This is a genomic window from Tepiditoga spiralis (assembly GCF_014701195.1).
Classification (GTDB): Bacteria; Thermotogota; Thermotogae; order Petrotogales; family Petrotogaceae; genus Tepiditoga; species Tepiditoga spiralis.
Map to the genome: position 1 here is coordinate 193,502 of NZ_AP018712.1, position 19,200 is coordinate 212,701.

Sequence of the window (19,200 nt, forward strand, 5' to 3'; positions counted from 1 at the left end):
TATCTTAAAAATAACAAAAATAAGCCCGAAGGCTTATTTTTGTTATCATTTATAATTTAAAAAACTTTATTTGAGAAATAAGAAGCTTTGACATTTCAAGCAGTTCTCCTGCATTTGCCGTTATGTTTTGTGTTCCTTCTGATACATTGTTTATTGCTTCGCTTGCATCTGATACTTGATCACTTATCTCTGATACTATTCTTGCCACATTGTCCATTGCTGAACTCATCTCTTCAGCTGATGCACTTTGCTGTTCTGAACTTGCTGTTAGATTTTGTATTCCACTGTTCATTCCATCTACTCTTTCTTTTATTACTTCGAACTTTTCTGTTAGTTCTTTCATTGATCCATTTATTTTTTTAGTTATATTTACTATCTTTTCTGTTGCTCCTGCTGTTGTTTCTGTTCCTGTTTTTATTTCTCCTAAAATTACTGCTATCTTTTCTGTTGCATTCTTTGATTCTTCGGCTAACTTTCTTATTTCTTCGGCTACTACTGCAAACCCTTTGCCTGCTTCTCCTGCTCTTGCTGCTTCTATTGCTGCATTTAATGCCAATAAGTTTGTTTGTTCTGTTATACTGTTTATTGTATCTACTATGTTCTCTACGTTTGCTGCATTTTCCGAGAGCTTATTTACTTCTTTGTTCGTTTGATCTGATTGCGTTAATGCTTCATTTATTATCCTTTGTACATCACTTATTAATCCAGATCCTTCATTTGCTGCTATTGATGATTCTTCCGCTGCTTCACTCAACTCTTGTGCTGAACGCGATATTGCTTGTGCACTTGCTGCTACTTCTTGTACTCCTGAACTTACCTCTTCTACATTTGCTGCTACATTTTCTGCATTGTCTTTTACTGAACTCATTTGTGCTGTTAATTCTTCGGCTGTTGCACTCAATTCTTCTGATACACTTGATAATTCTGATGATGCCCTTTCTGTATTACTTCCTGATTTATCTATACTCATTATTATTTCTCTTAATTTTTCTGTCATCCTTTTTAGCGCTTTTGACATCTGTCCTATTTCATCTTTTGATTCATATTCAAACTTTTCATTTATTTCTCCATTTCCAAACTTTTCTATCTTTTCACTCATTTCTTTTAGTGGTTTTGTTATCATCTTTGATAAGAAGTATAATACCATTACTAATACTATTATTGATAATGTTACTGCTATTGTAAAGTTTATTATTAATCTTCTTACTGGAGTTGTCGCTACATCCTTATCATCTACTACTGTATAAAATATCCAATTTGTTCCATTCATCTTTTGATAATATGCTGTCTTTTTTACTTTATTGTATACATAACTTATAACCCCACTATTTGATGTTGCTTTTTTATATAGTTCATTCGAGGATATATCAACACCTATTTTTGTTGCATCTTTGTGTAAAAGCGTTATTCCTTTTTCATTTAAAACATATGAATATTGACTTTTATACATATGTGATTCATTTAATTTTGTTACAAGTTCATTCATAGTTAAATCAAGACCAACTACTCCAACTACTTCTCCATTTTTTATTATTGCCTTTGCTACTGTTATTAACATTTCTCCAGAACTAGCATCTGCATATGGATCTGTTATTACTATTTCTCCGTTCTTTTCTAATGCTGCTTTATACCATGGTCTCACTCTTGGATCATATGTTGCTGGTAATTCTTGATCTGGTTTAATCAACATTGTTCCATCTGGTAATCCCATATATACACTTTGTATTTCACTGTAATTATCTACAACATTTTGAAAGGTTTTTAACATCCATTTTCTTTCTCCATATTTATTTTCATATGCTCCTAATACATTTGTATCTCCATTTAAAAAATTTGCTATATTCCCTACATTATTAAAAAATGCTTCAAAACTATTAACTATATTTGTATTTGATAACATAATGTCATGTTTTGCTTTTTTAAAAGCAGTTTGATATGATGCCACATTATTGTACATTATTAATATAAAAAATACAGTTATAGTACCAACTATAAAACTTATCAACTTTCCTTTTAACTTCATAATATCTGCCTCCTATGATAACTGTTTTATTGCATCTTCAATGGTAGGATAAATAGAAACAATTCTATCTGTTCTTGTCATTTTAAATAAATTTTCAACTTCTTTTCTCATACCAGTTATTACAAGCTCTTTGTGATTTTTATGAATATCTTTAAACAATGCTATTATTGATCCCAAACCAGAACTATCTATATATGGAACATCTGTAGTATCAAAAATAATTATTTTTTCTTTTAATTCATTTATTTTTTCTCTTGCTTCTTCTTTAAAGTTTAAGCTATGATAAACATCAAGTTCTCCATGACCCTTAATTATTAAAAAATTTCCTTTTTCTTCAAATTCTAATTTAAAGTACATAAAATTCCCCCTTTCTACTTTTATAAAAAAATTTTATAATGTATATACAAATTATACCACATTATTCATATACATATAACTTTTTATTTAAAATTAATTCTTTTTATTATAAAAATATAAGGCACATAAGAAAATTCTTATGTGCCTTATATTTAATTTATAATTTAAAAAACTTTATTTGAGAAATAAGAAGCTTTGACATTTCAAGCAGTTCTCCTGCATTTGCCGTTATGTTTTGTGTTCCTTCTGATACATTGTTTATTGCTTCGCTTGCATCTGATACTTGATCACTTATCTCTGATACTATTCTTGCCACATTGTCCATTGCTGAACTCATCTCTTCAGCTGATGCACTTTGCTGTTCTGAGCTTGCTGTTAAGTTTTGTATTCCACTGTTCATTCCATCTACTCTTTCTTTTATTACTTCGAACTTTTCTGTTAGTTCTTTCATTGATCCATTTATTTTTTTAGTTATATTTACTATCTTTTCTGTTGCTCCTGCTGTTGTTTCTGTTCCTGTTTTTATTTCTCCTAAAATTACTGCTATCTTTTCTGTTGCATTCTTTGATTCTTCGGCTAACTTTCTTATTTCTTCGGCTACTACTGCAAACCCTTTGCCTGCTTCTCCTGCTCTTGCTGCTTCTATTGCTGCATTTAATGCCAATAAGTTTGTTTGTTCTGTTATACTGTTTATTGTATCTACTATGTTCTCTACATTTGCTGCATTTTCCGAGAGCTTATTTACTTCTTTGTTCGTTTGATCTGATTGCGTTAATGCTTCATTTATTATCCTTTGTACATCACTTATTAATCCTGATCCTTCATTTGCTGCTATTGATGATTCTTCCGCTGCTTCACTCAACTCTTGTGCTGAACGCGATATTGCTTGTGCACTTGCTGCTACTTCTTGTACTCCTGAACTTACCTCTTCTACATTTGCTGCTACATTTTCTGCATTGTCTTTTACTGAACTCATTTGTGCTGTTAATTCTTCGGCTGTTGCACTCAATTCTTCTGATACACTTGATAATTCTGATGATGCCCTTTCTGTATTACTTCCTGATTTATCTATACTCATTATTATTTCTCTTAATTTTTCTGTCATCCTTTTTAGCGCTTTTGACATCTGTCCTATTTCATCTTTTGATTCATATTCAAACTTTTCATTTATTTCTCCATTTCCAAACCTTTCTATCTTCTCACTCATTTCTTTTAATGGTTTTGTTATCATCTTTGATAAAAAGTATAATACCATTACTAATACTATTATTGATAATGTTACTGCTATTGTAAAGTTTATTATTAATCTTCTTACTGGAGTTGCCGCTACATCCTTATCATCTACTACTGTATAAAATATCCAATTTGTTCCATTCATCTTTTGATAATATGCTGTCTTTTTTACTTTATTGTATACATAACTTATAACCCCACTATTTGATGTTGCTTTTTTATATAATTCAGTCGTAGACATGTCTTTACCTATCTTTGTTGCATCTTTGTGTAAAAGCGTTATTCCTTTTTCATTTAAAACATATGAATATTGGCTTTTATATATACGTGATTCATTTAATTTTGTTACAAGTTCATTCATATTCAAATCAAGTCCAATTACTCCAACTACTTCTCCATTTTTTATTATTGCTTTTGTTACTGTTATTAACATTTCTCCAGAACTTGAATCTGCATATGGATCTGTTATTACTATTTCTCCGTTCTTTTCTAATGCATCTTTATACCATGGTCTCACTCTTGGATCATAATCACTACTTACTGGTGGTGGAGTTGTTATCATTGTTCCATCTGGTAATCCCATATATACAAATTCTATTTCAGCATAATTATCTACAATATTTTGAAAGGTTTTTAACATCCATTTTCTTTCTTCATACTTATTTTCATATGCCCCTAGTACATTTGCATCTCCATTTAAAAAATTTGCTATATTTCCTACATTATTAAAAAATGCTTCAAAACTATTAACTATATTTGTATTTGATAACATAATGTCATGTTTTGCTTTTTTAAAAGCAGTTTGATATGATGCCACATTATTGTACATTATTAATATAAAAAATACAGTTATAGTACCAACTATAAAACTTATCAACTTTCCTTTTAACTTCATAATATCTGCCTCCTATAATAACTATTTGTTTTTTTTAATAATTAGTATATCACATATTCTTTTATAAATCAATATTTACTTTAGGTTTATTAATTTTTTCAAATGGATTATTATCAAATTCTAAATATCCAATTTTAAAATTTCGTTCAAAGTTATCAATAACTTTAGGAAAGTAAATCATAGTATTCAATATATACTTTAAAGGTAATCCAAGTTTATTCAAAGTTATTATATCCCTATACCAATCTGGAACTTCTATTGGTGAATCTGATGAAAAAAATAAAGGAATACTTTTATTGTATATATCAAAAAATCTATAAGTTAAATTTTCCCTTTTTCCCAATCTTTTATTCAATATTGATTTATCTGATTCAATAAATGCTGGTTGCATATCTAAAATTATATTTAATTTTTTAATTTTTTTTAATTGCTCATCGTGTAAAATAGAGGCATGTATTATTCTGTGTATATTTTTTGGTTTAACATCAGAAAAAACATTTAATATATTTTCAATAGCTTCATCTCCTATTGCATGTAAAGCTAAATGTAAATTATTATTTTCACAAAAAATTAAAACTTTTTTTAATTCTTCTAAATCCCATACAAACTCTCCTTTTGTATTAAAATCATTATATTCATTAATTAAATATGCCGTTCTTCCCCCTAATGAACCATCTGTATATACTTTTACACTTTTATACTTATTAAAGTACCCACTGTTGTAGTAATCTATTAATTCATTATAATTATTTACTGCAACTTTTTCAAAAATCTTTATTTTATCACCATCAATCATATTCTTTATACCATGTAAATCATCAGAATGAATATAACCATATCCCTTTTTTAAAAGATACTCTTCAGCAACTTTTAAATCTTCATTTATATCAGTATAATATCCAAGTTTTTGATAAACAAGTTCTAAAGATTGTTCTGTTATTCTTCCTGTTTTATAATCAATATACTCTTCATAATTAGAAAAATCAATTAATTCAAAAACCTTAGAATTAATTACTGCAACATGCCCACATCTTCTAATTAAAAATACTGGAACATTGCTTATTTCATCTAAATATTCCTTTGTTGGATTAGCAAATTCTTCTGACCAACCTCTTAATATTATTTTCTTTTCATCTTTTTTGTTTAAGATAATATTTTTTATTTCTTTTAATGATTTACCTTCTAAGTTTGGATTTCTTAATTTTTCCCCAAGTCCCAAAAGATGCATATGAGTATCTGTTATAAGAGGGGTAATATATTTATTAGAATTTACTTTAGTATTTATATAATGAAAAATTCCATCGTTTTTTAATTTATACATTATTCCACCACCAAAAAATATTCTCTGTAAATATTTTTATCTACAGAGAATATTAATTATATTACTATTTTTTATTGTTTTGCTGCTTCCATACCAGCTTTTATAGCTTGCATATTTAAATCTATGAACTTTGCTTTCTTTCCTGTTAGTTTATGTTCAAGTGCATGTTTTATTGAATCAAGAGAAACTGCCTTTGTAGCTTCTAAATATGCACCAAACATAACCATATTTTGTACCTTTAAAAATCCTAATTTTTCTGCTATTTCATTTGCTGGAACTTTTATTACTTTAATATCTTTTCTTGTTGGTTCTCTATCTATAACTGAAGAATTTAAGATCAATATACCATCTTTTACTAAATCTTTTTCAAACTTATACATTGAAGGTATATTAAATGCAATTACTTCATTTGGTGTATCAATAACAGGTGAAGCAATATATTCATCTGAAACAACTACTGTACAGTTTGCAGTTCCACCTCTCATTTCAGGACCATAAGATGGTAAAAAAGTTGAAAATTTATTATCCATCATTCCTGAAAAAGCTAAAAGTTGTCCGAAAAGCATAACTCCCTGTCCACCAAAACCAGCTGCTATTACGCCATGGTAACTCATTTAGCTTCACCTACCTTGTCTATAAAAGTTCCAAGAGGATATTCTTTTACTAAGTTTTCTTCAAGCCATTTATTTGCTTCAACAGGTGAAACGCCCCAGTTTGTAGGACATGTTGAAAGTATTTCAACCATACCGAAACCATCACCATTTAATTGTGCTTCAAATGCCTTTTTTATTGCAGCTTTTGTTTTTTTAACATCCATAGGTGTATTCACCTTTGTTCTTGCAAGATATGCTACACCATCTAATTCCTTTATTACTTCAGACATATGAATTGGATGTCCTTCTACTTCTGCTCTTCTTCCATATGGAGAAGTTGTTGTTTTCATACCAAGTAATGTTGTTGGTGCCATTTGTCCACCAGTCATTCCATAAATGGCATTATTTACAAAGATTGTTGTTATCTTTTCGCCTCTATTTGCAGCATGAATTATTTCAGCTGTACCAATAGCAGCCAAATCTCCATCTCCTTGATATGTAAATACTACTTTATCAGGAGTTGCTCTTTTCATTCCTGTTGCAACTGCAGGTGCTCTACCATGTGCAGCAACAGTTCCATCTAATTCAAAAAATTCATATCCAAAAACTGAACATCCAACTGGTGAAACCATTAATGTTTTACCTTGTATTCCAAGTTCATCTATAACTTCTGCAACGAGTCTATGAATTATACCATGATGACAGCCTGGACAATATGTAAACTCTTTACCATTAAGTGCTTTAGGCCCTTTAAATTTTTCTACGTAAGGCATTATTTTTACCTCCCTTAAACGAGTTCCTTGAGTTTGTTTAAAATTTCGGTTGGTGTTGGAACAACTCCACCCATTCTTCCATAAAATTCAACTGGTTTTTTACCATTTACAGAAAGTTTTACATCTTCAACCATTTGTCCTGCACTCATTTCTACTGTAAAGAATAACTTTGCTTGATCAGTAAATTTTGAAAGTGCTTCATATGGATATGGCCATAATGTTATTGGTCTAAATACTCCAGCTTTAATACCTTGTTCTCTTGCCATTTTTGCAACTGATTTTGCAATTCTACCTATTGTTCCATAAGCTACAATTACAACATCTGCATCTTCAAGCATATATTCTTCATGCATTTGTTCATTTTCAATTATTTTTTTATAAGTTGCTTGATATCTTTCATTCATTTCTTCAAGACCATATGGATCTATGTTAAAAGAAGTTACTTTATGAGCTTCTCTTCCTTCATTTCCTGTCATTGCCCAACTACTGTGATCTGGAAGTGTATTTAAATCAACAAAATCAGGAAATTCTACTGGTTCCATCATTTGACCTAAAAGACCATCAGCTAAAAGCATTGATACAACTCTATACTTATCAGCAACGTCAAAAGCTTTTGAAGTTAATTCAACAGCTTCTTGTAAAGATTCTGGACCATAAACTACCATTCTATAGTCTCCGTGTCCTCCACCTTTTGTTGCTTGGAAGTAATCACATTGACCTGGTTGTATATCTCCAAGACCTGGTCCACCTCTAACAACATTTACAAAAACTGCTGGTAATTCAGCTCCAGCTATATATGAAACTCCTTCTTGCATCAAAGAAAAACCTGGTGATGATGTAGAAGTAAATACTCTTCTTCCTGTACATGCTGCACCATAAATCATATTTACTGCTGCTACTTCTGATTCAGCTTGTAAAAAAGTTCCTTCTACTTCTGGTAATCTTCTTGCCATATATTCTGTTAATTCACTTTGTGGTGTTATTGGATAACCATAGTAAAGTCTACAACCAGCTCTTATAGCAGCTTCACCAATTGCTTCTGTTCCTTTAACCATTACTTTTTCAGCCATATTGTTCCAGCCTCCTTATTATTTTGCTAAAGTTTTTACTGTAATACAAACATCAGGACACATACTGTAGCAGAAACCACATCCTATACATGCTTCTTGATTTTTAACTTCTGCTGGATGATAACTTTTTGAATTATAACTTTCTGAAAATCCAAGAACTTGTTTTGGACATGCATTTATACAAAGTCCACAACCTTTACATCTTTCTTGATCAATTTCAACGAGGTTTTTAAACTCCATTGACCTTACCTCCTTTTAATTTAATCCCAGATTTTATTCATGAATCTGTTAATTAAAAATTTTGGGTATTTAGTATTTATTTTTTCTGATATTCTTTCATCTACTGATGTAAAAACTACTGGTATTCCTATTTCTTCTGATACTTCACTTAAAATCTTTTCACCTTCATCTACAATCTCTTGTGTTGTATCATTCATAACATTAGGATTTGCAACTATATAATTAACTTCAACTCTAGCCTTTGCAGATAACCTTTTTATGTGTCCAATTATTTTTTCTTTAGTATCTGTAAAAGGTCTTTTTGTATTCACTACAAAGTATGTTGCAACATCAGCTTTTTTTATAAAATTATTCAAAGATCCAAGAACAATTGCTCCATCATCATTTCCGCCAACATCTAAAACAGTTTTAAATTCTGGATTATTTATATATCCACCAATTCTTGGAGAAATTATTGGAACGTCAGCATACATATATTTTACTGGTGGAGTAATAACCTCTATTCCTTTACTCTCTAAATTATCTTTTTCATCACGAGTTCTAAAGTATGGACTTATAGTATCAACATCAGCTATTGCAACCTTTTCATTATGTTCTTTTAATTTTAAAGCTGTATTCAAAGCTATCTCTGTTTTACCAGAACCAAACATTCCAATAAAAACATGTACTTTATGTTTTTCAAACATTTTAACACCTTCAATATGTATTTATTTTTTGAACTCCTTTTAATGCTCTAAAAGCAGACATTGCAAGAGCTCTTTCTTCATCTCCACCTGGGAAAGTATAAACAGGAGCTATAAACTCTACTCTTTCACTTATCCATGGAACCATCATATCTTTATCATAAGCTAATCCACCCGTTAAGGCAATTCCATCTACTTCAAAGTTCATTGCTGCTGCAAATTTTCCTATCCATTTTGCAACTTGAAATGCCATAGCAGAATAAATTAATTTTGCTTTTTCATCACCTTTTACAATTTTTTCTTGTACTTCTCTTCCATCATTTGTATTCAAATAAGCTACAAAACCACCTTTACCTTTTATTAATTTTTTTACTTCATCTAACGTATACTTACCTGAATAGCATAAATCAATTAAGCCAGTTAAAGGTAATGTTCCTGCTCTTTCTGGAGTAAATGGACCATCTCCATCAAGTGCATTGTTTACATCTACAACCTTACCTTTTTTATGAGCTCCAACTGAAATTCCTCCACCCATATGTACTATAATTAAGTTTGAATCTTCATAATCTTTTCCTAATTTTTCTGCCAATTGTCTTCCAATTTCTTTTTGATTTAATGCATGGAAAATAGATTTTCTTGGAAAATCTGGATGCCCTGAAAATCTTGCTATATCCATCATTTCATCAACAACCACAGGATCAGCTATAAAAGATTGTATTTCAACTTCTTTTGCAAGTTCATAAGCAATTAAACCACCAAGATTAGATGCATGTTCACCATACTTACCAGATTTTAAATCTTTTAACATATCTTCATTTACTGAATATATTCCACCAGGAATTGGCTTTAAAAGCCCTCCTCTTCCTATTATAGCAGAAAAACTTGATAGTGGATAACCAGCTTTATTTAAAAAATTTTCTATTACTTTTTTTCTAAACTCATATTGATCAGTTATTTTTTCAAAAGGTTCTATTTCAGCAGATGTATGTCTAACTGTTTCATTTAAAACTTCGTTTTCATCTTCAAATATTGCCAACTTTGTTGAAGTAGAACCTGGATTTATAACAAGAATTCTGAACATTTAACTTCCTCCTTACGCCATCAAAACAGAAATGGCTATTGAATTTAATTTTGCTTCATCAGAATCAGCTCTTGAAGTTAAAACAACTGGCTTTTTACCTCCAAGAATTGTACTTGCTACTTTAGAATTTCCTAAAAATACCATTGATTTATAGAAAATATTTCCAGCTTCTATTTGTGGCATTATTATTATGTCTGCATCTCCAGCAACATCACTAACTATCCCTTTGTGTTCTGCTGCTTCCTTTGAAATCGCGTTATCCATTGCAAATGGTCCATCTACAATACAACCTTTTATTTGATTTCTTCTGTTCATTTGAGTTATTATTGCAGCATCAGTTGTTGCTACCATTTTAGTATTTACTTGTTCAACTGCTCCAACTATTGCTACTTTTGGAGTTTCGATACCTATCTTATGTGCAACTGCTACAGCATTATTTACTTCATCTATTTTTTGTTGTAACGTTGGAGCTATTAGCATACCTGCATCACTAACAATCAATAATTTATGATAAGTTGGAATTTCAAAAACACTAACAAGATTCATTGTATTTTTTGTTCTTAAACCATACTCTTCTTTTAAAAATACAGATAATAATTCTCCAGTAGTACACTTACCCTTCATAGGCAAATCAGTTTCACCTTTAGATACAGATTCAACTGCATTTTTTATTGCTTCTTTTTTATTTTTATAATCTCTTATTTCAAAGTTTGAAAGATTTATATTTTCCTTTTTTGCTATTTTTTCTATTTCTTCTTTATCTCCAAATAATACCGCATTACATATTCCATTTTCAACTGCATTGTTTACTGCTTTTAAAACAACTTCATCTTGAGCAACAGCTACAGCAATTTTCTTTTTTGGTTCTATCTTCTTTGCCATTTCAAATATATCTTGTAATTCCATCATCTTTTCCTCCATTCTATTGGGGATTCAATGTTTTTTTCTGCTCTATAAGCACCTTCTGCTAAAGCTTCCATTTCAAATGAACCTGGATAAACCATTATTAAACCTATCTTTGAAATTCTTTCTTTTATCTTATTAATAAAAATTTCACTGTTAGCTAATCCACCTGTTATTATTATGGCATCAATTTTTCCTTTTAAAACAGTAGCCATTGCACCTATTTCCTTTGAAATCTGATAAGTCATACCTTCTATTACTTTTTTTGCATTTTCATCGTTTTCTGTAAGTTTTAAAGCTTCTCTTAAATCATTTGTCTTCAAATATCCAACGAGTCCACCTTTCCCTACATATCTTTTTCTCATTTCTCTTTTTTCATATTTTCTTGAAAAAGCTACCTTAGCTATATCTCCAACTGGAAGCTCTCCACTTCTTTCTGGACTAAATGGACCTTCATCATTTGCATTATTTACATCTATCATTTTTCCCTTTTCTTGTGCACCAACTGAAATTCCTCCACCAAGATGTACTATTACAAAATTACAATCTTCATACTTTTTGTTTAATTCCTCTGATGCTCTTCTTGCAACCATTTTCATATTTAAAGCATGAAATAAACTCTTTCTTTCGAGTTGAGGAATACCAGATATTCTTGCTTCCGGTACAAATTCGTCAACAGAAACTGGATCAGTTATATAAACTGGTATACCATCAGCTACTTCATAGGCAATAACAGCAGCAAGATTTGATGCATGTTCAACTGGAGTTTCATTCTTTAAATAATTTACCATTTCTTCTGTAACTTTATAAGTTCCACTACTCAAAGGAGGAAGTATTCCACCTCTTGCTGCAATTGTATCAAAATCTTTTATTTTGTATCCATTTTCTTCTGCAAATTCAACAATTGCTTTTTTTCTCATATCAATTTGTTCCATTATATGATCATATTTTGAAATTTCCTCTGAACTATGTTCAAGAGTTTTTGTAATTTTTAATTCTTTATCTTCAAAGATTGCTACCTTTGTCGAAGTAGAACCGGGATTTATTACCAATATTTTCATCATCATCCCTCCTATATTTCTAAGCCTTTTTCTTTAGCATATCTATCTATTGTTTTTCTAAGTCTATCCATACCTTCTTTTATTTTTTCTTTTGTTGGCAAACAAAATGAAAGTCTCATTGTATTATTGTCTGGTTCATCAACATAAAATGCTGTACCTGGTATATAGAGAATTTTTTCTTCTTTTGCTATTTCAAACATTTCAAGTGTATCAAAACCTTCTGGAAGAGTTATCCATGTAAACAATCCCCCTTCAGGATTTATCCATTTTATTCCTTTTATATCTCCAAGTTTTTCTTCTACTAACTTCATCATTAAGTTTTTCTTTTCTCTATATATTTCAATTGTTGGTTGTATACCTTCTATTAAATCAAATCTTTCAAGGTATCTTGCACCTATTCTTTGAGTTAAAGCAGGAGTACACAAATCGGCAGCTTGTTTTGCCATTGAAATTCTTTTAACCATATCTTTTGGTCCAACAACAAGACCTAATCTTAAACCAGGAGATAAAACTTTTGAAAATGTATTTAACAAAATAGTTCTTTCTGGTGCCATTGAATATATACTTGGTAATTTTTCACCCTCAAACCTTAATGCACCATAAGGATCATCTTCAACTATTATAAAATCATATTTATTTGCAAGTTCTACAACCTTTTTTCTTTTTTCAATTCCCATTGTTACTCCAGCAGGATTATGGAAATTACTTATTACATATAAAAATTTAAACTTCTCTATATTTCCTTCTTTATTTAATTTTTCAAGTTCTTTTTCTAAGTAATCTAAATCCATTCCATCTTCTAAAAGAGGAACATTTATAAACTTAGGATCTCTTTGTTGAAAGGCACTAGCTGCACCAAGATAAATAGGTCTGCTAACCCCACAATAACTTTCTTCATCTAAAAAAGTTATTCCCAATAAATAAAGTGCTTGTTGTGATCCAACAGTTATCAATAAGTTGTCTACATCTAAATTATCTATGTTTTCATGTTTTTTCAATAACTTTATGTACTGTTCTTTTAATATGTTATCTCCACCAGTTGAACCATACTGTAAAGTAACTCTGTGTTCATTTTCTATAACTTCTGAAGCTATCTTTGCTATTTCATGTCTAGGAAAGGTATCTGGATCAGGAACTCCACCACCAAATGAAATCATTTCAGGATCTTTTAAATCTAAAAGCTCTCTAATTAAACTAGATTTTATCCTTTTAGAAACCTTTGATAATTTTTTTTCAAGTTCCATAATGTAACCTCCTTATATATTTTTTGTATATATCAATTATATTCTATACTTTTTATTTTTTTTTTCCAAAAGGTGTTTGAGAAGTATATACACAATTATGAATAATTAAGAGTAATTATAGTATATATGAAAAAAATTTCATGAAATTATTTTCAATATCTAATATATTATACCAAATAATTATTAAAATTCAGATATTATTGAATATAGCTAAATAAAGACGATTTTTTTTAAAATCCTTTGTTTTTTTTATAACATAAGATTTTGCTAATAAAAAATAATATTATATAATCAAAAAAAACAACAAGGAGGTTTAAAACATGTGGGAAGATATAAAAACAACAGACCCTGAAATTTATGACATAGTTAATCGTGAATTAGACAGACAAGAGTATGGTTTAGAATTAATAGCTTCTGAAAATTTTGCTTCAAAAGCAGTTATTGAAGCTATGGGAAGTATGCTCACAAATAAATATGCTGAAGGATATCCAAAAAAAAGATACTATGGTGGATGTGAAATAGTTGATGAAGCTGAAACTCTTGCAAGAAATAGGGCAAAAGAACTATTTAATGCAAAATGGGTTAACGTACAACCTCATTCTGGATCACAAGCTAATATGGGAGCTTACTTTGCCTTAATAGAACCTGGTGATACAATAATGGGTATGTCATTATCTCATGGTGGACATTTAACTCATGGCGCTTCAGTTAATTTTTCTGGTCAAATATACAAAGTAGTATCATACGGTGTAAATCCTGATACAGAAGTAATAGATTACGATGAAGTTGAAAGAATTGCAAAGGAAAACAATCCAAAAGTAATAGTTGCTGGTGGAAGTGCTTATGCAAGAATAATAGACTTTAAAAGATTTAGAGAAATTGCAGATTCAGTTGGAGCTTATTTAATGGTTGACATGGCTCATTTTGCAGGCCTTGTTGCTGCAGGAATTTATCCTAATCCTCTTGAATACGCTGATGTTGTTACAACAACAACACATAAAACATTAAGAGGTCCAAGAGGCGGAATGATTTTAACAAATGATAAAGAACTTTATAAAAAAATAAATAAAGCAATATTCCCTGGTATTCAAGGCGGACCTTTAATGCATGTAATAGCAGCAAAAGCAGTTGCTTTTAAAGAAGCGCTTTCAGATGATTTTAAAACTTATCAAAAACAAGTTGTAAAAAATGCAAAAAAATTAGCAGAAGAATTAGAAAAAAATGGTTTAAGAATAGTTTCTGGTGGAACAGATTCACATTTAATGCTCGTTGATTTGACAGATATTGATGTGACAGGTAAAGCATTAGAAAAAGCACTTGTTCAATGCCATATAACAGTAAATAAAAATACAATACCAAAAGAAACAAGATCTCCATTTGTAACTTCTGGTATAAGAGTTGGAACACCTGCATTAACAACAAGAGGAATGAAAGAAAACGAAATGGTTAAAGTTGCTGAATTAATTGCTAAAGTAGCTAAAAATGTAAAAGATGAAGAAGGAACCATAGATGAAACAATAAAAAATGAAGTAATAGCAGATGTAAAAGAACTTTGTAAACAGTTTCCTCTTTACTTATAATCTTTACTTATAAAATGTATTTCAAAAAAAGGGCCTAATAGCCCTTTTTTTATGGTCTTAAAATAAATATTTATAATAAAAATATTTATAACAAATATATCAAACATCTTATACTCTTTTTCATTTTGTAATATTTGTGGTAAATTTCTTTTAAATAAAAGTGGTAATATTGTTGTGGCTAAATAAAAAAATGGGAGGTAGCATAAATGAAAATACTTGTTATCAACGCTGGTAGTTCTTCTATTAAGTATCAACTTTTAAACATGGACACAGAAGAAGTATTATCAATGGGACTTGTAGAAAGAATTGGAATAGAAGGATCAAGAATTGTTCATAGAGTAAATGGAGAAAAACACATAATTGAAAAAGAAATTCAAGATCATGAAGTTGGATTAAAATATGTTTTATCACTATTCACTGATAGTAAATATGGAGTTTTAAAATCTTTAGAAGAAATAGATGCTGTTGGACATAGAGTCGTTCATGGTGGAGAAAAATTTGCTTCATCAGTTAGAATAAATGACGATGTTTTAAATACAATGGAAATGTTATCTTTCCTTGCACCACTACACAATCCAGCAAATATAATGGGAATTAAAGCTGCAACAGAATTATTACCAAATGTTCCACACATTGGAGTTTTTGATACAGCATTCCATCAAAGTATGCCAGAAAAATCATACTTATATGCTATACCATACGAATACTATGAAAAATATAAAGTTAGAAGATATGGCTTCCACGGAACAAGTCATAGATATGTTGCACAAAGAACTGCAGAAATTCTTGGAAAAGATGTAAAAGATTTAAAAATAATTTCATGCCATATAGGTAATGGAGCTTCAATTGCAGCAATAGATGGTGGAAAATCAGTTGATACTTCTATGGGATTCACACCACTTGAAGGACTTGCAATGGGAACAAGATCTGGTGATATTGATCCTGCAATAGTTGATTTTTTAATAAAAGAAGAAGGATTAACCTCAAAAGAAGTAATTACTATATTGAATAAAAAATCAGGTATGCTTGGTCTAACTAAAAAATATTCTGATATGAGAGATATTGAAGACAATGCTATTGCTGGTGATAAAGTTTGTAGAACAGCATTTGACATTTATGAATACAAAATCGCAAAATACATTGGATCTTATGCTGCATCAATGAATGGAGTAGATGCAATAGTATTTACTGCTGGAGTTGGTGAAAATTCACCAATTATGAGAGAAGAAATTGCAGAAAATTATTTAGGTTATCTTGGTATAAATATAAACAAAGAAAAGAACAATGTACGTGGAAAAGAAACTATTGTTTCAACAGAAGATTCTAAGATTAAATTAATGGTTGTTCCAACAAATGAAGAATTAATGATTGCAAGAGATACAAAAGAAATAGTAGAAAAGAATTTAGATGAATTAAAACTATAATAGTAAAAAGCTGTTCAAATGAACAGCTTTTTTTATATTTCATACAATGGAATTATGTTTATAACTGGTTCTTCATATGGATGAACCTGCTTTATTGCCTTTACTGTATCTTTTAAAAACTCTCCTTTACAAATAGCCTCAACTTTTATTTCATCTGCAAAACAAAGTTTACCAATTTCACCTAAATAAGGGTTTGTTCCTTCAAGAGGCCTCCACATACTTTTTACCTTTGAATAAGAAATACAATTATCATAGTTCCCATACTTACAAGCACCTGTATTATTCATTGCAATTCTCAATTCATTTAAAAATTTTTCTGGAATAAAAACTTCAATTTTATAAATATTATCCATAAAAAACACCTCAACTTTTTATTATTTATAATAATTTTTATCTAATATTTTTTAATTTTTAGTCGATAAAATTATATCATAGGAGGTGACCTTATGGATGTAGCAGCTTTAGCAAGTAACTTAAAAATGATGGATACTGGAATGAAAATAAGCACCTCTGTAACAAAAAAAGCTATGGATACAACAAATCTTGTTGGTGATATGATACTTGAAAATATTCAAAAATCAACAGTTGATGTATCTATGGCAAAAGATCCAAATCTCGGAAACTATATAGATCTCCGAGTATAAAAAAATGAGGCTTTAAGCCTCATTTTTTTATATGTAAGATTTATATATTTTTTCCATTCTTTTTAAATAATTTTCCAAATCTTTTTCTGATTCAATAAATGGGTTTTCTTTTATTATTTTTTTTACACTAATCCCTCTTTTTTTCATAAAATAAACCTTTCTAACATTTTCATAAGTTCCATAGGCATTTAAAAAAAGAATAAAACTCATTTCAGCAATAGCATTACGTTTACTTTTCATACTATCCCCCCTTTTTGTTCTTTTTTAAGAACTAAAAGTACCAAAAAAAGATTTTACATAAAAATTATATCATAAAAAAAATAAAAATGCAACAAATTAAAATTTGTTGCATTTTTATTTTTTTATACTTTTATAAATTTTCTTTTATTATTTCTCTAACCTTTTCTGCAAGTTCTGGTGTTTTCTTTTTATCTTCAGATGAAACTTCTATTGGTTTTCCAACAACAACCTTTACATTTGCTTTTCTAACTTCAACTTTATTTTTAGGCATAATATCTATACTTCCAGATATAGTAACTGGAACAATTGGAACTCCAGAATTAGTTGCAAGTTTAAAACTTCCTGGTTTAAACTCTCCAATTTTACCATCATGACTTCTCGTTCCTTCTGGAAAGACCATCAATGAATGTCCATTCTTTAAAATTTTTATTCCATCATTTATAGACTTCACCGCATTTCTAACATTCGATCTATCCATAAAAACACAATGAATGTATCTCATCCAAGTACTCAAAATAGGAATCTTTTCCATTTCTTTTTTTGCAATAAAACCCAAAGGTTTATTCAAATACCCCAAAAAAATAGGAATATCAAAATTACTCTGATGATTAGAAACAAACAACACAGGACCATCTGGAATATTTTCAAGCCCCTTAACTTCAATCTTACTTCCAGTTAATTTAAAAGCAGTTTTTGCAAACATAGTAACTTGTTTTGTTATAAACTTTTGTTTTGTTTCTCCTCTTAAAAACTTAGATATCAATATGAGTATAAGAGAATAAATAAGATACAAAACAATTCCTAAAGCCGTAAAAAAAGTTCTCATCTAAATTCCTCCATTTTAAAATTAAAATTTTTTCAATACATTATACTATAAAATTGTTAAAATATTTCTGTTATAATTTAATAGGAATTAATTTTATTAATCTTGGAGGAAGTATATGGCATTAATTTGGATTTCAATAAGAATTATACTACTTGGATATGAAAGAATTGCTGGAAAAAAAATTGCAACCAATGAGCACGCGCTAATATCTTCTTGGGGGTTTTTTACTTTTTCTCTTTTAGTTATGTTTCCATTTTTTAAAGATTTAAACTTAAATATTTTTACAATTTCATTAATTAGTGGTAGTATCTATACAATTTCATTTTTTCTTTATGTATATGCTCTATCTATCGAAGATGCTTCAATTATAGCTCCACTTTATAATATGAATGTTGTATTTTTAATTTTAACTACTTTTTTATTTTTATCTGAATCAATAACTCTTTCAAAAATTTTAGGAAGCTTATTAATGATTTATGGAGTATCTTTCTTAAAAAAAGACATAAATATAATTGAATCTTATAAAAACCTATTTAAAAGCAAAGGTGCTATTGCAATGATTGTATCTTCATTTTTAATGGCAATAGGAAGAACACTTGATGGATTTTTTGCAAAAAACATGAACACTACTGGATATTCTGTTGGAATATATACAGTTGTAAGTTTAGAATTATTTGTTTTTAGTTTAATTAAATTTAAAAGTTTAAAACCTCACATAAATTTAATTAAAAACAAATATAAAGATTTAATTTCAGGAGGAATTAGCAATTCTTATTCTTATATAGCACTTTTAAATGCTTTCAAATATATTGACGTAAGTATAGCAGAACCTGTTTCAATGCTTTCCACATTGGTAACTGCTATAATTGCAAAAGTTGTATTTAAAGAAAAAATCTCTGTAAGACTAGCAGGAATTTTAATTCTAATACTTGGAGCATTTGTTATATATAAATAAAAAGGGCGGCATAAGCCGCCAAAAAAAGGATGAGGTTTTTGTTTAATTGATTAT

At 29.3% G+C, this 19,200-nt stretch carries 20 protein-coding genes; 4 read left to right on the forward strand and 16 right to left on the reverse strand.

The window, feature by feature from the left end:
• Positions 1–49 precede the first annotated feature (49 nt).
• The 13 genes from IGS63_RS00920 to IGS63_RS00980 form a co-directional block, all read right to left on the reverse strand.
• The gene (locus IGS63_RS00920; RefSeq protein WP_190615178.1) at positions 50–2,023 is read right to left on the reverse strand and encodes a methyl-accepting chemotaxis protein; all 1,974 of its coding nucleotides are present in this window, start codon (positions 2,021–2,023) and stop codon (positions 50–52) included.
• Between the two features lie 12 nt (positions 2,024–2,035).
• On the reverse strand, positions 2,036–2,380 hold the full coding sequence (locus tag IGS63_RS00925; protein ID WP_190615179.1) for an STAS domain-containing protein: 345 nt from the start codon (positions 2,378–2,380) through the stop codon (positions 2,036–2,038).
• 157 nt (positions 2,381–2,537) lie between these two features.
• Positions 2,538–4,508: a methyl-accepting chemotaxis protein gene (locus tag IGS63_RS00930; RefSeq protein WP_190615180.1), complete on the reverse strand. Its 1,971-nt coding sequence runs from the start codon at positions 4,506–4,508 to the stop codon at positions 2,538–2,540.
• 61 nt (positions 4,509–4,569) lie between these two features.
• Positions 4,570–5,829, reverse strand: coding sequence for an amidohydrolase family protein (locus IGS63_RS00935; protein ID WP_190615181.1), 1,260 nt, complete (start codon positions 5,827–5,829; stop codon positions 4,570–4,572).
• 71 nt (positions 5,830–5,900) lie between these two features.
• Positions 5,901–6,443 (reverse strand): 2-oxoacid:acceptor oxidoreductase family protein, encoded by a 543-nt coding sequence (locus tag IGS63_RS00940; RefSeq protein WP_190615182.1) that lies wholly within the window; start codon positions 6,441–6,443, stop codon positions 5,901–5,903.
• The gene (locus IGS63_RS00945; protein WP_190615183.1) at positions 6,440–7,195 is read right to left on the reverse strand and encodes a thiamine pyrophosphate-dependent enzyme; all 756 of its coding nucleotides are present in this window, start codon (positions 7,193–7,195) and stop codon (positions 6,440–6,442) included. Before IGS63_RS00945 ends, IGS63_RS00940 begins: the two co-directional genes overlap by 4 nt.
• 14 nt (positions 7,196–7,209) lie before the next feature.
• Positions 7,210–8,265, reverse strand: a complete 1,056-nt coding sequence (locus tag IGS63_RS00950) for a 3-methyl-2-oxobutanoate dehydrogenase subunit VorB (RefSeq protein WP_190615184.1) — start codon at positions 8,263–8,265, stop codon at positions 7,210–7,212.
• 18 nt (positions 8,266–8,283) lie between these two features.
• A complete protein-coding gene (locus tag IGS63_RS00955; protein WP_190615185.1) occupies positions 8,284–8,505 on the reverse strand; it encodes a 4Fe-4S dicluster domain-containing protein in 222 nt (73 codons plus the stop codon).
• Between the two features lie 20 nt (positions 8,506–8,525).
• The gene (locus IGS63_RS00960; protein WP_190615186.1) at positions 8,526–9,191 is read right to left on the reverse strand and encodes a cobalamin biosynthesis protein CobQ; all 666 of its coding nucleotides are present in this window, start codon (positions 9,189–9,191) and stop codon (positions 8,526–8,528) included.
• Between the two features lie 10 nt (positions 9,192–9,201).
• The gene (gene buk, locus IGS63_RS00965) at positions 9,202–10,269 is read right to left on the reverse strand and encodes a butyrate kinase (RefSeq protein WP_190615187.1); all 1,068 of its coding nucleotides are present in this window, start codon (positions 10,267–10,269) and stop codon (positions 9,202–9,204) included.
• Between the two features lie 12 nt (positions 10,270–10,281).
• A complete protein-coding gene (locus IGS63_RS00970) occupies positions 10,282–11,178 on the reverse strand; it encodes a bifunctional enoyl-CoA hydratase/phosphate acetyltransferase (RefSeq protein WP_420856915.1) in 897 nt (298 codons plus the stop codon).
• Complete coding sequence (buk, locus tag IGS63_RS00975; RefSeq protein ID WP_190615189.1) at positions 11,175–12,236, reverse strand: butyrate kinase; 1,062 nt, start codon at positions 12,234–12,236, stop codon at positions 11,175–11,177. The genes IGS63_RS00970 and buk (IGS63_RS00975) overlap by 4 nt, the downstream gene beginning before the upstream one ends.
• A gap of 8 nt (positions 12,237–12,244) precedes the next feature.
• Positions 12,245–13,477 (reverse strand): aminotransferase-like domain-containing protein, encoded by a 1,233-nt coding sequence (locus IGS63_RS00980; protein ID WP_190615190.1) that lies wholly within the window; start codon positions 13,475–13,477, stop codon positions 12,245–12,247.
• A gap of 320 nt (positions 13,478–13,797) precedes the next feature.
• On the opposite strand from IGS63_RS00980, the gene glyA reads away from it, so the two are divergent.
• On the forward strand, positions 13,798–15,057 hold the full coding sequence (gene glyA / locus IGS63_RS00985; protein ID WP_190615191.1) for a serine hydroxymethyltransferase: 1,260 nt from the start codon (positions 13,798–13,800) through the stop codon (positions 15,055–15,057).
• A gap of 206 nt (positions 15,058–15,263) precedes the next feature.
• Positions 15,264–16,481 carry an acetate kinase gene (locus IGS63_RS00990; RefSeq protein WP_190615192.1) on the forward strand — a complete coding sequence of 406 codons (1,218 nt, stop codon included), beginning with the start codon at positions 15,264–15,266 and terminating at the stop codon, positions 16,479–16,481.
• Positions 16,482–16,513: 32 nt separating this feature from the next.
• On the opposite strand, the gene IGS63_RS00995 is transcribed toward IGS63_RS00990, so the two are convergent.
• Positions 16,514–16,834, reverse strand: a complete 321-nt coding sequence (locus tag IGS63_RS00995; protein ID WP_190615193.1) for a YqfO family protein — start codon at positions 16,832–16,834, stop codon at positions 16,514–16,516.
• Between the two features lie 93 nt (positions 16,835–16,927).
• Between IGS63_RS00995 and IGS63_RS01000 the strand changes: the two genes are divergently transcribed.
• Positions 16,928–17,125, forward strand: a complete 198-nt coding sequence (locus IGS63_RS01000; RefSeq protein ID WP_190615194.1) for a YjfB family protein — start codon at positions 16,928–16,930, stop codon at positions 17,123–17,125.
• A gap of 27 nt (positions 17,126–17,152) precedes the next feature.
• Here IGS63_RS01000 and IGS63_RS01005 read toward each other — a convergent pair whose 3' ends face one another.
• Both IGS63_RS01005 and IGS63_RS01010 read right to left on the reverse strand, forming a co-directional pair.
• A complete protein-coding gene (locus IGS63_RS01005) occupies positions 17,153–17,365 on the reverse strand; it encodes a hypothetical protein (protein ID WP_190615195.1) in 213 nt (70 codons plus the stop codon).
• A gap of 130 nt (positions 17,366–17,495) precedes the next feature.
• The gene (locus tag IGS63_RS01010; RefSeq protein ID WP_190615196.1) at positions 17,496–18,191 is read right to left on the reverse strand and encodes a lysophospholipid acyltransferase family protein; all 696 of its coding nucleotides are present in this window, start codon (positions 18,189–18,191) and stop codon (positions 17,496–17,498) included.
• A 115-nt stretch (positions 18,192–18,306) separates the two neighbouring features.
• Between IGS63_RS01010 and IGS63_RS01015 the strand changes: the two genes are divergently transcribed.
• On the forward strand, positions 18,307–19,146 hold the full coding sequence (locus IGS63_RS01015; RefSeq protein WP_190615197.1) for a DMT family transporter: 840 nt from the start codon (positions 18,307–18,309) through the stop codon (positions 19,144–19,146).
• Positions 19,147–19,200 lie beyond the last annotated feature (54 nt).